Origin of the sequence: Neisseria sicca, from assembly GCF_017753665.1 — a bacterium.
Taxonomy (GTDB): Bacteria; Pseudomonadota; Gammaproteobacteria; order Burkholderiales; family Neisseriaceae; genus Neisseria; species Neisseria flava.
This window is the reverse complement of record NZ_CP072524.1, coordinates 1,554,391-1,570,152: the sequence shown is the minus strand read 5'-3', so window position 1 is coordinate 1,570,152 and position 15,762 is coordinate 1,554,391. Positions and strand designations below refer to the sequence as shown.

The 15,762-nt window shown below is 49.8% G+C and carries 13 protein-coding genes and 1 pseudogene; 7 read left to right on the top strand and 7 right to left on the bottom strand.

Annotated elements, in window-relative coordinates; translation table 11 throughout:
• Window positions 1–70: 70 nt before the first annotated feature.
• Complete coding sequence (locus J7445_RS07405; protein ID WP_209282876.1) at window positions 71–781, bottom strand: phosphoglycolate phosphatase; 711 nt, start codon at window positions 779–781, stop codon at window positions 71–73.
• A 395-nt stretch (window positions 782–1,176) separates the two neighbouring features.
• On the opposite strand from J7445_RS07405, the gene J7445_RS07400 reads away from it, so the two are divergent.
• Entirely contained in the window at window positions 1,177–2,442 is a 1,266-nt protein-coding gene (locus J7445_RS07400; RefSeq protein WP_209282875.1) for a Glu/Leu/Phe/Val family dehydrogenase, read from the top strand.
• A gap of 81 nt (window positions 2,443–2,523) precedes the next feature.
• Here J7445_RS07400 and J7445_RS07395 read toward each other — a convergent pair whose 3' ends face one another.
• Genes J7445_RS07395 through J7445_RS07385 form a run of 3 tightly spaced genes read right to left on the bottom strand, consistent with a single transcriptional unit; the run spans window position 2,524 to window position 4,339 of the window.
• A complete protein-coding gene (locus J7445_RS07395) occupies window positions 2,524–3,138 on the bottom strand; it encodes a hypothetical protein (protein WP_209282874.1) in 615 nt (204 codons plus the stop codon).
• Window positions 3,139–3,163: 25 nt separating this feature from the next.
• Window positions 3,164–3,763 carry a Maf family protein gene (locus tag J7445_RS07390; protein ID WP_209282873.1) on the bottom strand — a complete coding sequence of 200 codons (600 nt, stop codon included), beginning with the start codon at window positions 3,761–3,763 and terminating at the stop codon, window positions 3,164–3,166.
• 39 nt (window positions 3,764–3,802) lie between these two features.
• Entirely contained in the window at window positions 3,803–4,339 is a 537-nt protein-coding gene (locus J7445_RS07385) for a gamma carbonic anhydrase family protein (protein WP_019270852.1), read from the bottom strand.
• A gap of 452 nt (window positions 4,340–4,791) precedes the next feature.
• Between J7445_RS07385 and J7445_RS07380 the strand changes: the two genes are divergently transcribed.
• Window positions 4,792–5,415 carry a biliverdin-producing heme oxygenase gene (locus tag J7445_RS07380; protein WP_209282872.1) on the top strand — a complete coding sequence of 208 codons (624 nt, stop codon included), beginning with the start codon at window positions 4,792–4,794 and terminating at the stop codon, window positions 5,413–5,415.
• Window positions 5,416–5,627: 212 nt separating this feature from the next.
• A complete protein-coding gene (locus tag J7445_RS07375; RefSeq protein WP_209282871.1) occupies window positions 5,628–7,604 on the top strand; it encodes a transferrin-binding protein-like solute binding protein in 1,977 nt (658 codons plus the stop codon).
• A 108-nt stretch (window positions 7,605–7,712) separates the two neighbouring features.
• Here J7445_RS07375 and J7445_RS07370 read toward each other — a convergent pair whose 3' ends face one another.
• Complete coding sequence (locus tag J7445_RS07370; RefSeq protein WP_209282870.1) at window positions 7,713–8,843, bottom strand: histone deacetylase family protein; 1,131 nt, start codon at window positions 8,841–8,843, stop codon at window positions 7,713–7,715.
• Between the two features lie 231 nt (window positions 8,844–9,074).
• Here J7445_RS07370 and yajC point away from each other — a divergent pair, with 231 nt between their 5' ends.
• The 3 genes from yajC (at window position 9,075) to secF (ending at window position 12,209) form a co-directional block, all read left to right on the top strand.
• Window positions 9,075–9,341 carry a preprotein translocase subunit YajC gene (yajC, locus tag J7445_RS07365; protein WP_019270848.1) on the top strand — a complete coding sequence of 89 codons (267 nt, stop codon included), beginning with the start codon at window positions 9,075–9,077 and terminating at the stop codon, window positions 9,339–9,341.
• 75 nt (window positions 9,342–9,416) lie between these two features.
• Window positions 9,417–11,270: a protein translocase subunit SecD gene (gene secD / locus J7445_RS07360; protein WP_070538895.1), complete on the top strand. Its 1,854-nt coding sequence runs from the start codon at window positions 9,417–9,419 to the stop codon at window positions 11,268–11,270.
• A gap of 3 nt (window positions 11,271–11,273) precedes the next feature.
• The gene (secF, locus tag J7445_RS07355) at window positions 11,274–12,209 is read left to right on the top strand and encodes a protein translocase subunit SecF (RefSeq protein ID WP_070492312.1); all 936 of its coding nucleotides are present in this window, start codon (window positions 11,274–11,276) and stop codon (window positions 12,207–12,209) included.
• Window positions 12,210–12,534: 325 nt separating this feature from the next.
• On the opposite strand, the gene J7445_RS07350 is transcribed toward secF, so the two are convergent.
• Window positions 12,535–13,092 carry a hypothetical protein gene (locus J7445_RS07350; RefSeq protein ID WP_107977073.1) on the bottom strand — a complete coding sequence of 186 codons (558 nt, stop codon included), beginning with the start codon at window positions 13,090–13,092 and terminating at the stop codon, window positions 12,535–12,537.
• A gap of 301 nt (window positions 13,093–13,393) precedes the next feature.
• On the opposite strand from J7445_RS07350, the gene J7445_RS07345 reads away from it, so the two are divergent.
• Entirely contained in the window at window positions 13,394–14,830 is a 1,437-nt protein-coding gene (locus J7445_RS07345) for an NAD-dependent succinate-semialdehyde dehydrogenase (protein WP_070613014.1), read from the top strand.
• 83 nt (window positions 14,831–14,913) lie between these two features.
• Here J7445_RS07345 and J7445_RS12265 read toward each other — a convergent pair.
• A pseudogene (locus J7445_RS12265) lies at window positions 14,914–15,761 on the bottom strand (IS630 family transposase).
• Window position 15,762: the final 1 nt, after the last annotated feature.

The following is a 15,762-nucleotide window of genomic DNA, read 5'->3' as shown; positions in this document are numbered from 1 at the left end:
ATTTCCACTGCTCTATTTTCAGACGACCTTTGAAGCTGAAATAAAGGTCGTCTGAAAACAAGGATACCGGTTATTCGTCGTCTTCCGCTTTTTTCGGTCGCAGGTTTTCGTAGATTTCGGGCAGTGAGCCGATAATCCAGTCGGGCTTGGTTGCTTTGTCTTGCGAGAGCAGGGTCATGTCGCCGTAGCCGAAGGTTACGCCGACGCTGAGGCAGCCGGCGGCTTTGGCGGCGATGATGTCGTTGCGGGAGTCGCCGACCATAATCATGTTGGCAGGATCAATGCCTAAGACTTCGGCGGCGTGTTGCAGCGGCAGCGGGCTGGGTTTCTTTTCGGGCAGGCTGTCGCCGCCGAGAATCAGGCTGAAGTAGTCGGCAAGTCCGAGCTGTTTTAAGAGTTCGACAGCGAGGATTTCGTTTTTGTTGGTAATGACCACCAGCGGGATGCCCAGCGATTTGAGCAATGCCAGTCCGGCCTCGGTTTCGGGGTAGGGGCGGGTGAAGTCGCTCAAGTGATCGCGGTAGTATTTCATGTAGAAAACGAAGCCTTTTTCCCATAAATCGGGCGCGGCTTCTTGGTCGCGGTCGTCGGTGATGACGCGGTGGACGAGTTTGCCGATGCCGTCACCGACGTAGCTTTCTACCGTTTTGGCGGGCAGCGGCTCCATGTCGAGATATTCGCGCATGGCTTCGGCTGCGGCGGCAAGGTCGGGGACGGAATCGCATAATGTGCCGTCCAAATCAAAGGCGGCGGCTTGGACGTGTTCGATGGCGGCGGTCATGATGTGTTTTGCTCGTGAATGATAGGGACGCGTATTTTAACATTGTTTCCCGACAGGTAGTTTTCAGATGGATTGTTAACAATATAGTTGGAGCTTGAAATGGCATTTCATTGATTTTCAGAAACTTTGACTTTGAAAGACAGGCTGATTCAATTTTCAGACGACCTTTTTTAAAAACAAAGGTTTTTGGAGAGCGTTCAGAAAATAGAAACATTCTGTAAAGGGATGGACGAAGCAGTTTGAATGTGCTCTTCAGTCGTCTGAAAAATAAAACCATATATAAATTAATCAACTTTGAAAATACCGACTACATGCTATTACATTTCATTTGGAAATTGGTTATAGTTACAGCTGCAAAGTCTTTAAACCTCAATCCGACATGAGAAGGAAGAGAAATGTCCCAATCCGCCGCAAAAGAAACCCTTAATCCTTTCGAAATCGCCCGCAAACAGGTCAAAACCGCCTGCGACCGGCTCAATGCCGACCCTGCGGTGTATGAAATCCTGAAAAGCCCGCAACGCGTTTTGGAAGTTACCTTCCCCGTCAAACTCGACGACGGCACGGTCAAAACCTTCACCGGCTACCGTTCGCAACATAACAATGCCGTCGGCCCCTACAAAGGCGGCGTGCGTTTCCATCCCCATGTGAATCTGGACGAAGTCAAAGCCCTATCGATTTGGATGACCATCAAATGCTGCGTTGCGGGCATTCCTTATGGTGGCGGCAAAGGCGGCATTACTTTGGATCCGCGCGATTACTCCGAAGCAGAGTTGGAACGCATTTCACGCGCTTATTCCGAAGCTATTTCCCCGCTCATCGGCGAGAAAATCGATATTCCCGCCCCCGATGTGAACACCAACGGCAAAATCATGTCGTGGATGGTTGATGCCTACGAAAACGTCGTTAAAAAATCCGCGCCGGGTGTGTTCACCGGCAAACCGGTTGAATTCGGCGGCTCTTTGGCGCGTACCGAAGCGACAGGTTACGGCGTAAACTTTGCCGCCGTCCAAGCTTTGGAAAAACTCGGCAAAGACGTTAAAGGCGCAACCTACGCCATTCAGGGCTTCGGTAATGTGGGCTATCACACAGGCTATTACGCGCATCAATCCGGCGCGAAAGTCGTTGCCGTTTCCACCGTTGATGTCGCCATCTACAACGAAAACGGCTTGGATATGGAAGCCCTCTTCAAAGAGTTCCAAGAAAAAGGCTTCATTACCAACGAAGCGGGTTATGGCAAAGAAATCAGCAACGCCGAACTCTTGGCATTGGATGTGGACGTACTTGCCCCATGTGCTTTGGAAAACCAACTGACTTCCGAAAACGCCGGCAAAGTCCGTGCCAAAATCGTGGTCGAAGGCGCAAACGGCCCGACTACGCCCGAAGCCGATGCCATCCTGCGTCAAAACGGCGTATTGGTCGTCCCCGATATTCTGGCGAACTGCGGCGGTGTGGTCGTTTCCTATTTCGAATGGGTGCAAAACCTGCAAGGCTATTATTGGGAATTTGACGAAGTTCAGGAAAAAGAAACCGTCGTCCTGCGCCGCGCGTTCCGCGATATTTGGAATCTGGCGCAAGAATATGATGTGGATCTGCGTACCGCGTCTTATATGATGAGTATCCGCCGCGTTGAAAAAGCGATGAAACTGCGCGGTTGGTACTAATTAAATTTAGAAGCGTTAGCTTGAGAAAAGGTCGTCTGAAAAATTTTCAGACGACCTTTTGGTTTGTGTGGCGGATAGTGCTTAAAAATGGAGCGGGCGGACGGGCGGTATTGCGGGGCGTATGCCTGCGGATAGGGGAGGTACGTCGATTGTCAGGTTTTTGTTGGAAGAGCGGGTGTGAATGTCGAGGTTGACGTGCAGCGGTAAACCCGAACCGGCAGCCGGGACGGGCTGATAGATTTTGCCGTCGAGGTTGATGCACTTGAATGGCGTTTTTTCCCCTTTACTGAAGGTGAACGCCAATTTTTCCAGCGTTTTTTCTTCATCTTTATCAGCATGGGGGTAAGACAGGCAAAGCAGTGTGCTGAATCTGCGATCCTCCTGCCAAACGGTAAACCCTACCTTTTTGATATTCTTCATAGAAGAGGCAAACTTGATTTTGTAGGGATGTTTCAGTTTGGCCTTAAAGACGGGAGATAGCTTTTCAGACGACCCTTTGTCTAACACATAGGTGTATTGATCGCCGAGCATGACCCAGCCGCCTGCGGGCGCATCTTCCGTAGCGGAGCCAAGCTTCCCGAAAGAGAGGATGCTGTCGTTGCCTTCGCGGATGGAAGGTGTGCCGTCGTCTGAAAAAGCAGCGCAGCCTGCAAGAAGGAATACTGCGGATAAAAAGGGGAAGGCGTATGTTTTCATAATGTTTGTTTGAAGGTATTTAAAATCAGGCAAATGGGGGAGCGCTCAATCCGAATTGTTCCAACAAGCCGACCGTTTCGTAAACTGGCAGGCCCATCACGCCGGTGAAGCTGCCTTGCAAATGCTCGACAAACACGCCGCCCAAACCCTGAATGCCATACGCGCCCGCTTTGTCCATCGGTTCGCCGCTTCGGATATAGGCGGATATTTCTTCGGCAGACAAGGTTTTGAAACGCACGTCGCTGGTTTGTAAAACGCCGCGCGTTTTCCCTTGCCAATATACGCATACGGCAGTCAGCACCTGATGCGTCTGCCCTGAAAGCCGGGCGAGCATTTCGGCTGCTTGGGCTTCGGTTTCCGGTTTGCCGAGGATGTGGTTTTGATAGGCGACCGTAGTGTCGGCGGTCAGGATCGGATATTCGGGCGACGCGTCGTGTGTGGCAAACCATTGCTCGACAGCGGCGGCATTTTTTTCCTGCGCCATACGTTGCACATAATCGGCGGCTTTTTCGTCGGAATGCGGCGTTTCGTTAATGTCGGCAGGGATACGGATAACTTTGAATCTTAAGTTTTCCAGAATTTCGCGGCGGCGCGGGCTGCCGGAGGCTAGGTAGAGTGTGTGCATAAAACTTTCTTTTTTAGGGGATATAAGGTCGTCTGAAAATTATTTTGACTGTTTGTGTTGGCCGGACAAGCGCACATAATGCGCGGAAGAATATTTCAAAAATTCTTTTTCTTTTTCGGTCAGCGGGCGGACTTGTTTGACGGGCGAACCGACATAGAGATAGCCGCTTTCCAAACGTTTGCGCGGCGGCACCAAGCTGCCTGCGCCTATCATCACGTCGTCTTCAATGACGGTATCGTCCAGAATAATTGTACCCATCCCGATCAACACACGATCGCCGATGCGGCAGCCGTGCAGCATGACTTTGTGTCCGACGGTTACGTCTTCGCCGATGATAAGGGGTGAGCCTTCGGGCTTTTCCGCGTTTTTGTGCGAAACGTGCAAGACACTGCCGTCCTGTACATTGCTGCGCGCGCCGATGCTGATGCTGTTCACGTCGCCGCGCAAAACGGCATACGGCCAAACGGATACGTCTTCGGCAAGCGATACTTCGCCGATGATGACGGAAGTTTCGTCGATGAGGCAGGATTCGTGAATTTGCGGGGTATGGTCTAAGAAGGGGCGGATAGGGTTCATGTTGTTTCTTCCTTTTTGACAGTGTGGCAGGTTTCAGACGACCTGCGGCTCAGTATGGCGAAAGTATGCCGTTTTGACGCAGGTGAGGCAAGGGCGGCGTCTGCCGAGATGTCGTCATGTCTTTGTAAACAATATTTTTTATGGTTATAGAACCATTTTCCGTTAAGCCTGCATCTCTTGTTTGCCGAAGGTGGAAAATTGTCCGTTATTATCTTGTAGTTGCAAGTAGCTGCAAATCATTCTCTTGCCATTTGAATTGGAATGATATATATTTTAAAAAAATATTTCATAAAATAACGAAACCCGATGGTTTGTTTTCAAACAGATTTGGTGGGTTTTCAATCTCACAAACCTCCGCTTCCATCCCATATCCGTTTTCAAACCTATCCAATCCACTTTGTTTAAATAAAGGCGATCCGAAGGTCGTCTGAAACTGTATGAAGGATATTCACATGAGCGAAACACAAGAGCTGACTTTTGCCAAACGGCTGAAAGAGCAGACTACAACTATTCACGATAGCGTGGACAACTTGGTTATGTCTGTCGAGCCGTTTTCCAATAAAGAGAACTACATCAAATTTTTGAAACTGCAATCCGTGTTCCACAAAGCGGTCGATCATATCTATAAAGACCCCGAGTTGAACAAAGCCATTCCCGAGCTGGAATACATGGCGCGTTACGATGCGGTAACGCAAGACTTGGCGGATTTGGGCGACAAACCTTACGAATACGGCAAACCGCTGCCGCATGAAACCGGCAATAAAGCCATCGGTTGGCTGTATTGCGCCGAAGGTTCTAATTTGGGCGCGGCATTTTTGTTTAAACACGCGCAAAAGCTGGATTACACCGGCGAACACGGCGCGCGCCACCTCGCTCCCCATCCGAACGGCCGCGGCAAACATTGGCGTGCTTTTGTCGAGCATCTGAATGCTTTGGGTTTAAGCCCTGAAGCTGAAGCCGAAGCGATTCAAGGTGCAAAAGATGCATTTGCGTTCTACAAAGTTGTTCTGCGCGAAACATTTGACCTGCCTGCAGGTGCGGAAGCTCCGGAAGGCTTTGTTCCGCATCGTCATTAATGGTTTGACGATATAAGTAGAGGTCGTCTGAAACACATCTGTATGCACGGATTCATAAATTCCGTTTTCAGACGACCTTCATACTGATACAAGTTTAGTACCGTTTGGTTATCCGCATTTGCGGTATATTTTAATTGGTTTGATGTAAATAATTATCAAATATTTTATCACCATCATTCCAAAATACCATTATCACATTCAGGAGTTTGACCATGAAGGAATCATTTAAATTAAGTATGTTGGCGATTGCCTGCAGCATCGCATTGAGTGCATGCGGTTCAAGCGGTGGTGGCACGCCGTCTGCACAGCCTGCACCGACCCCGCAACGGCCAGGCAATAATTCCGGCTCGGGCGGAGGAGGTGATTCAAAACAAACTGAAGACGCTAAGAAAGCCGAAGAAGCCAAGAAAGCTGAAGAAGCCAAGAAAGCTGAAGAAGCCAAGAAAGCTGAAGAAGCCAAGAAAGCTGAAGAAGCCAAGAAAGCTGAAGAAGCCAAGAAAGCTGAAGAAGCCAAGAAAGCTGAAGAAGCCAAGAAAGCTGAAGAAGCCAAGAAAGCTGAAGAAGCCAAGAAAGCTGAAGAAGCCAAGAAAGCTGAAGAAGCCAAGAAAGCTGAAGACGCTAAGAAAGCCAATGAGGCCAATTCAGGTCAAGGTTTTGGCGGTGAAGGCAAAGTAATGAGCAAGGCTTTGGATGGCGGTGTCTTGGTAGCGAAAAAGCGTGAAACCGGCGATTTGGAATATGCCAAAACCGAAGCTCCGACTGCTTCGGATAAAAACAGCGTCGTACTTGATGGTGTCGCCATTAATACCAAAGACGTTAAAGCAGGTGAGTTCACGTTGGGCGAAAGAAGTACGAACGGCGGTAAAGCCGATGCAGCACAATATGCGGTACACAGCGGCGACCTGCTGCCTGACGTTCGTTACGGCGGTGTTGCCGATGTCAGCGATCTGCGTGATGTGAAACAGGCGTTGTTTGTCCAAGGCACGCCATCAGGCAGCGATACCGTTGCAGCCCAAAGAGGGGATGCAACCTATAAAGGCATCGGCCTGCATTTCCAAAACGGACTGCCGATCAATACAAGAGGTCTGCAAGAAATTTTTGAAACCGGTTCGCAAGCCAAGCTGGCCAATCTGTATTCTGCCGCCAAAGCAACCGATGTTACTGCAAGAGTCAATTTCGACCAAAAAACCATCAATGTCGGCATCAACCGCTATTCCGATCAAACGGTTGGCGGTGGTAGCGGTGGCGATAGGATTGCAGGTGTCGTCAAATCCAATGCGCGCGATATGGCGGAAAATCTGTCTTTCAATGGCGATCTGCACGGCAACACCTTCTCCAACAAGCAAGGTACGATGCAAGGCGGATTCTTTGGTGCGAAGGCAGACCAACTTGCCGGTACATATAGTGCGGCAGGCAAAAACCAACGTAATGAAGACGTAGTGGCGCGCGGTGTGTTTGGTGCAAAACGCCAAGATGCAGCAGCTCAAGCAGGCGGACAGCCTGATGCGCCGGTTGCCAAACCTGATGCGCCTGTAACTCAGCCTAAAGTTGACGCTGCCGCAGCCGAATTGAAAAAAGGCGAAACAGGTGAGCAATACGTCTTATCGAATATCGCCGATTTGACCAAAGTCGTCATCAACGGTACGGCAATCGCTTTGGCACCTGTTACCAACAAGCTCTATCGAACTGAATTGGGTTCGGACTACAAGTCGTTTGTTGCTTCAGGCAATTTGAGCAATGTTGTCTTCGGTGCGGCAAAACTTGCCGATAATGCCTACTCCTTGTTTGTTCAAGGGGTAATGAGTGCCTCTCTGCCGTCCGGTACGGCTAAATACGCAGGCGATGTGTTGAATTTCCGTGCCCGTAACTTGGATGATAAGGAAAACTGGGTGGATGCCGGCAACACCTACCGTACCACCGGTTCATTTACCGCCGATGTTAACTTCGATACTAAAACCATCGCAGGTAAGATTAATAGTGGAGATAGATCGTATATGAATGAACGAGCCTTTACCGCAGATATTGCAGGCAGCAGCTTTAACGGTAAATGGACTTCAGATGCACAAGGCTCTGTAACCGGCGGATTCTACGGTGACAAAGCTGCCGAAATGGCTGGGCGATACAGTTATCATGACAAAGAAGATAAAAGTAACAATGCCTTCGGTGTATTCGGCGGTAAAAAACAATAACCGTCTGTTTAAGCTGAAAACAAACCGCCTGAAAAGGCGGTTTGTTTTTGAGTGGGTAGGATTTTCAGACGACCTTTTACGGTAACAACAATCTGGGCAATCTACCCGCTAAAAGGTCGTCTGAAAACCTTGAGTCTTATTTTTAGATAATCTTTCGTTTAATAATTTAGATTGCCATTCGGAAAACTGGGAATCTCCCCTTTTTTGCCCGCGTTTCAAGTGTCTTTGATAGGCGGCAACATAGTCTGCCTTGGGTAGTCCTACTAGGACGCCGATATGGGCTGCGGCGGATTTTGCCAAAGGTTCGAGCGTGTAGCCGCCTTCTAGTACGGAGACGATTTTGCCTGGGCAGCTTGATGCGGCTTGGATGATTTTGTGGGTCAACCAGGCGAAATCGGCTTCGTGCAGGTTCAGACGACCTGTTTCGTCTTGTTTGTGTCCGTCGAAACCTGCGGACAGTAAGACCAGTTCGGGTTTGAATGCGGTCAGTTTGTTCAACCATTTTTCGCGTACGGTAGTGCGGAAGACGCGGCTGCCGGTATTGGACGCGAAAGGCAGGTGCAACATATTGGTGCCGTTGGCGGAATGGTTGGTTTCGGGAAATGGGAAGAGGTCGGTTTCAAAAAGGTTCATAAACAGGACGCGCGGATCGTCTTTGAAGATTTCTGCTGTGCCGTCGCCGTAATGGACGTCAAAGTCGATGACGGCGATGCGTTGGAGTCGATATTCGGCGATGGCATGCATGACACCTGTTGCGACATTGTTTAATAGGCAGAAACCGCCGGCTTTATCGCTGTGTGCATGGTGTCCGGGTGGGCGGATGGCGCAAAAGGCGTGCCATGCTTTCTTATTCATCACCATATCTACCGCCTGAACGACAGCCCCTGCGGCGTAACGGGCGGCTTTGAGCGAACCATGGCTCATGACGGTATCGTCGTCGATGCGGTAGATTTTGTCCGGTTGGGGCTGGCAGGCTTCGAGCGAGCGCAGATATTTGCGCGGGTGAACCAAGGCGAGGCGGGTATCGCTGATTTCTTCGGCTTCGGCAGTTTGAAGATGCCGCCAAATATCCTGACGTTTGAGCTCCGCCTCGATAACGGCAGTGCGTTCGGGCGAGTCGGGATGACCTGTGCCGGGTTGGTGTTGCGCAAAAACGGGATGAGAAATCCAGACCGTACGCGCATTTTTACCCAAGAGGCGGCGTAGGCGCGTACGCAGTCGTCGAATGAGTTTTTTCATGAGGAAAAGGGCGCGGGGCTTGTCGTTGGTAGGAAGGAATCAGGTTTTAAATGTCGTTGAAAATTCATTTTCAGACGACCTGACATGATAAATATGGTTAATAAATAGGGAAAGGCTTGGAAATTTTTCAGACGACCTTTAGAATAGCTTAATTTTGCGGTCGTACCAATGCTTTTTTCTGCCGCAAGCGGTGTTTTACTTAATTTTAATCTCTTAGAAAACGGACAAATTATGAATCAAACTGTGGCCCAATTTGCCCCTTTAGTGCTGATTATGGTGGTGTTCTACTTCCTGATCATGCGTCCTCAACAAAAGAAATTCAAAGCACACCAAGCCATGCTTGCTGCTTTGAAAGTCGGCGATAAAGTTGTTTTGGCAGCAGGTTTCAAAGGCCGCGTTACCAAAGTCGGCGAACAGTTTTTCACTGTGGACATCGGTCAAGGTGCAAAAATCGAAGTCGAAGTGGAACGTAACGCGATTGCCGCCAAAGCCGAGTAATCCGTATTTTCGCCAAGAGCCGCCTCGGAAAGCTGAGCGCGGCTGTTTGTCTTCATAATAAATCGAAGGTTTACCATGAACCGTTATCCTTTATGGAAATACCTGCTGATTGCGTGCTCGATTTTGGTTGCCGTAGTGTATTCGCTGCCCAACCTTTTCGGTGAAACGCCCGCAGTGCAGGTATCAACCAACCGACAAGCCATCGTTATCAACGAACAGACCCAGTCCAAAGTGGATGCCGCGCTGAAGCAGGCAGGTATTCAGACCGACGGGATGTTTGTTACAAACAACTCGCTGAAAGTGCGTTTCAAAGATACCGAAACCCAGCTTAAAGCCCGCGATGTCATCGAAAACACTTTGGGCGATGGCTATATTACTGCGCTCAACCTGCTCGCGGACAGCCCCGAATGGATGGCCAAAATCGGAGCAAATCCGATGTTCTTGGGTTTGGACTTGCGCGGCGGCGTGCATTTCACTATGCAGGTGGACATGAAAGCTGCGATGCAGAAAACGTTTGAACGTTATTCGGGCGACATCCGTCGCGAAATGCGCCGTGAAAAAATCCGTACCGGTACCGTCCGTCAGATTGAAAACGGTCTGATTGTCCCGATGCAGGACGCTGCCGACGTACAAAAAGCCATGCCTAAGCTGCGTCAGCTTTTCCCTGAGGCAAATTTGAACGCTGATGGCAATAACATCACGCTGACATTATCCGAAGAAGCGATTAACAAAGTACGCTCTGATGCGGTGAAACAAAACATCACCACTTTGCATAATCGTGTCAACGAGCTGGGCGTGGCTGAACCTGTCATCCAGCAATCCGGCCTCGACCGCATTGTCGTGCAGTTGCCGGGTGTACAAGATACAGCCAAAGCAAAAGACATCATTGGCCGTACCGCGACTTTGGAAGTGCGCATGGTGGAAGACGACCCTGTCAAAGTGCGCGAAGCTTTGGAAGGCAATGTTCCGAGCGGTTTCGAGCTGTTGACCAGTAGTGGTGATCACCCCGAAAGCCTATTGATTAACAAGCAGGTTGAATTGACAGGCGACAATATCAATGACGCGCAACCCAGTTTCGATCAAATGGGCGCACCTGCCGTCAGCCTGAGCTTGGATAGCGCAGGCGGCAGTATTTTTGGTGAATTGACCGCCGCCAACGTCGGCAAACGCATGGCGATGGTGTTGATTGACCAAGGTAAATCCGAAGTGGTTACCGCACCGGTTATCCGCTCAGCTATTACCGGCGGACGCGTGGAAATTTCCGGCAGCATGACGCAGGCGGAGGCCAATGATACCTCTTTGTTGCTGCGTGCCGGTTCGCTCGCTGCGCCGATGCAAATCGTGGAAGAGCGCACCATCGGCCCGTCTTTGGGTAAAGAAAACATTGAAAAAGGTTTCAATTCCACCTTGTGGGGCTTTGCCGCCGTTGCCTTGTTTATGGTGGTTTACTACCGCTTGATGGGCTTTTTCTCGACCATCGCCCTGAGTACCAACATCCTGTTTTTGGTCGGTATTTTGTCTGCCATGCAAGCAACGCTGACGCTGCCCGGTATTGCCGCATTGGCGTTAACATTGGGTATGGCGATTGACTCGAACGTATTGATTAACGAACGTATCCGCGAAGAATTGCGCGAAGGCGTGCCGCCTCAACAGGCAATCAACCTCGGTTTCCAACACGCATGGGCAACCATTGTAGACTCCAACCTGACTTCACTGATTGCCGGTATCGCCCTCTTGGTATTCGGTTCCGGTCCGGTCCGCGGTTTTGCCGTCGTACACTGTCTGGGTATCCTGACTTCGATGTACTCATCCGTCGTCGTCTTCCGCGCCTTGGTTAACTTATGGTACGGACGTCGCCGCAAATTGCAGAACATTTCCATCGGCGCAGTATGGAAGCCTAAAGCCGAAACTGCGGCTGGCAAGGAGTAAGACATGGAACTCTTTAAAATCAAACGCGACATCCCATTTATGAGCTACGGCAAACTGACGACCTTTATTTCGTTGGTAACCTTTATTGCCGCCGTATTCTTCCTCGTTACCAAAGGTTTGAACTTCTCCGTCGAATTTACCGGCGGTACTGTGATGGAAGTGCAATATCAGCAGGGCGTGGACGTCAATAAAACCCGTGAAAAACTCGATACCCTGAAAATGGGCGATGTTCAAGTTCAGGCGTTGGGTACGAACAAACACATCATGATTCGTCTGCCCAACAAAGAAGGTGTAACTTCAGCGCAGCTTTCCAATCAGGTTATGGACTTGCTGAAAAAAGAGCAGCCTGACGTTACCCTGCGCCAAGTCGAATTCATCGGTCCGCAGGTGGGCGAAGAATTGGTAACCAACGGTCTGATGGCACTGGGTTTCGTCGTGGCGGGTATCATCGTTTACCTGTCGATGCGCTTTGAATGGCGTTTCGCCGTATCCGCCATCATCGCGAATATGCACGACATCGTGATTATTTTAGGCTGCTTCGCCTTCTTCCAATGGGAGTTCTCACTGACCGTGTTAGCGGGTATCCTTGCCGTATTGGGTTATTCCGTGAACGAATCCGTCGTCGTCTTCGACCGTATTCGCGAGAACTTCCGCAAGCCGAGTATGCGCGGACACACCGTTCCGCAAGTCATCGACAATGCGATTACCGCCACCATGAGCCGTACCATCATCACCCACGGCTCGACCGAAGCAATGGTCGTTTCCATGCTGGTGTTCGGCGGCGCGGCGTTGCACGGTTTCTCAATGGCATTGACCATCGGCATTGTGTTCGGTATTTACTCTTCGGTATTGGTAGCCAGCCCGCTCTTGCTGATGTTCGGTCTGAGCCGCGACAATATCGCGAAGGAAGTGAAGAAGAAAGAAGAAGTCGTGGTCTGATTTTTTCATGATCGCGATTTGAAGAGGTCGTCTGAAAACTTGGCAACAGGTTTTCAGACGACCTCTTTATTTTGGGCAGTTGATTTGATAGTTGTGATGCAAATATGGCAGTATTGTTTTGACTGTATGGAAAGGAACACACTTTTCTTGTTTCAGATAGAGGAAGGGAAAGATTGGATTAAAGAGAAGGATTCTTTGAAAGTAATCGACTGTATAAGACGGACACTTCTATGCTGCTCTTGGTAATGAATTACACAAAATGCAAAAAGGTCGTCTGAAAATTTTCAGACGACCTCAGATTAACTTCTACGGTTAGAGTTAGAAATTAACGTTTTGCTTTTCCGGCAGATTTTTTAGGAGCCGGTTTGCCTGCTTTGGCAGGGGCGTTGGCAGCGGAGCAGTATTTCGCAACGATTTGATCCACGACTTCTTCTTTGCCGTTAACGGTTGTTTTCCCGCGTACGGTCAGCATATTGCCGTCCACTTTGTCGATATTGCCCAAATTGGCACGACCTGCCACCCATGCGACGTTTTCACCCCAGAAGGCATTAATATCGTCGCTGGAGCCGACGACGCGGAACAGGTTGGGGGTCAGTTCGTTTTTGTATTTCACTTGTGCTGCAACAGGTTCGTTGCCTTTGAAGCCGTACATAACGCTCAATGGGTCTTGACCGTTTTGACCGCAGCGGTAGTGTACCTCTTTGGTGCTGTCGATAGCGTCCACTTTCATGGTTTGAGGAGTGAAAGGTTGGTTTTGTTGCGCTGCTTGTTGCGGAGCAGGAGCAGGTTGCGCAGCAGGTTTTCCTTTGGAAGAGCTGGAACATGCGGACAGCGCGGCAGCGGCAATAACGGCAGAAATCAGTAACTTGGTATTTTTATTCATCGGTTTACTCCATATGAATTATTGATAAAAGTGGTGCTAAACGTTAACACAATAGCAGAGATAACATACTTTGTCTTTGGTTTAGACAAATCTTTAATAAAAGCATCAAACGGAAAAGTAAATTTACTTTTGAAAGGACATCTAAATATTTTACCCTTATATAGTTGCGGGTTTTGCTATTTCGCTCAATATGAAATGGCAAGGTCGAAAAATCGGCGATGTAATGTTTCAGCAGTTTGCGCTTTTCCCCTATCAAGAGAATAATGACCTCCATCTATCATCTATACATACGAGGGCAGGCATGAACTCTTTTGTATCATTGTTAAACCATCCTGATATTTCTTTTTCCCCGATTCCAGACAGTATCAAAGTCGATAATCCGGCGACGGGCGAGACTTTGGCGTTTGTCCGCACGACTCGTTCAGACGAACTCAAGCTGCTGATTCAAAAGGCGGAAGCCGCACAAAAATTATGGACGGCAAAAACTGCGTTAGAGCGCGCCGATGTGTTGTGGCGTTGGTATTTCTTAATTAAGGAAAACAAAGAAGAACTGGCACGCATCATGACGATGGAACAGGGCAAAAGCCTGACCGAGGCGCGTGGCGAGATGGATTATGCGGCTTCGTTTGTGCGCTGGTTTGCCGAAGAGGCGCGGCGGATTGACGGCGATGTGCTGACAAGCGTGAAAGCGTCGCAAAAACTGGTCGTGTTGAAACAGCCAATCGGCGTTACCGCCGCGATTACGCCGTGGAACTTCCCATCTGCGATGATTGCGCGCAAGGCTGCACCTGCTTTGGCGGTGGGCTGCGCGATGATAGTCAAACCTGCGTCGCTCACGCCTCTGAGCGCGTATGCGCTGGCCTTGCTGGCTTACGAAGCTGGTGTGCCGCAGGACTTGCTTCCCGTCGTCAGCGGTCGCGCTTCGGAAATCAGCCATGAATTTGCCACGAACCCGACTGTGCGCAAAATCAGCTTCACCGGTTCGACCGAAGTCGGCGCGAAAATTTTTGCCGACAGCGCGGCGGACATTAAAAAACTGAGTTTGGAGCTGGGTGGCAACGCGCCGTTTATCGTGTTTGACGATGCCGATTTGGACAAAGCCGTCGAAGGCGCGCTGGCCAGCAAGTTTCGCAACAGCGGTCAGACCTGCGTCTGCACCAACCGCGTTTACACTCAATCAGGAATTTACGAAGAATTTTGCCGCAAATTAAGTGAAAAAGTAGCCGCGCTCAAATTGGGCAACGGCTTGGATGAAGGCGTCAACCAAGGGCCGCTGATTGAGGAAAAAGCGGTGGAAAAAGTCGAGCAGCACATCGCCGACGCGCTCTCCAAAGGCGCGGTCTGCCTGACCGGCGGCAAACGCAGCGCGTTGGGCGGAACGTTTTTCCAACCGACCGTTTTAAGCGGCGTAACGGAGCAAATGGCGGTGGCGCGCGAAGAAACCTTCGGGCCGTTGTGTCCCGTGTTCCGCTTTGAAACCGAAGCCGAAGTCATCGCGGCCGCCAACGATACGGAATACGGTTTGGCGGCTTACCTCTTTACCTCCGACACCGCCCGCCAGTGGCGCGTCGGCGAAGCCTTGGAATACGGCATGGTCGGCATCAATACGGGCTTAATCAGCAATGAAGCGGCACCGTTCGGTGGCGTAAAACGCAGTGGGCTGGGACGCGAAGGCAGCAAATACGGTGCGGACGAATATTTGGAATTGAAATATTTGTGTATCGATGTGGCGGATTAAGTTTGCTACTAGAAGCAACAAGTCGTCTGAAAAGCAAATTTCATTGAAATCTTGTTTTCAGACGACTTTTTTTCATACTATAGTCAAACAAAACAAAAAATACCCAACAAAGCCTGCTCAAAAGACAAACAGCCGGACATCACTTTTCTCAGGTGCCGTTTGATATTCGCCCACACCTTTTCTATCGGGTTCAACTCAGGCGAATATGGCGGCAGCGGCAGAATGATATGTCCTGCCCTCTGCGCCATTTCACGCAGTACCGCCATCCTGTGAAAACGGGCGTTATCCATAATAATGACCGAAGGCTCTTTAAGTTCCTTCAACAGAAACTGCCCAAACCACGCTTCAAACAAGCTGCTGTCCATCGTGCCTTTGTAAATCATCGGTGCGACCAACTCTCTATCCCCACGGGCGGCAACCAATGACATTCTTTCATAGCGCTTGCCGGAAATCCGCGCTTTGACAATCTGTCCCCTCAAGGCATAGGCATACGGGCGGTAATAGAAAGTATCAAAACCCGTTTCGTCCAAGTAAACCTTTGGCATTTCTGAATATTGTTCCAGCTGTTTTTGGTAGGCGGTTACTTTTTGGAGGTCTTGTTCTTTGTAGACGGTTGTCTTTTTTTACGCGTGATCTTGAGTGTTTTGAGCAGGTAGCCGACATTGGATGCGGTGCAGCCCAAGTGCTGTGCTATTTCGTATTGATAGGCATCGGGATGTTCTGCCACATAGCGTCGCAGTTCTTCTTTGTCGATACGTTCCGAATTGCCGCCTTTGGTGCGGTGTTGCAGCGAACCTGTTTCCTTTTTAAGGGCAATCCATTGGTAAAGGGTTCGGTTGGTAATGCGGAAGGTGCGTGCGGTTTGGCTGATGTTGCCGTGCTGTTCGTAGTGGTCTAATGCTTTTTGACGGAAATCGATAGAGTAGGCCATA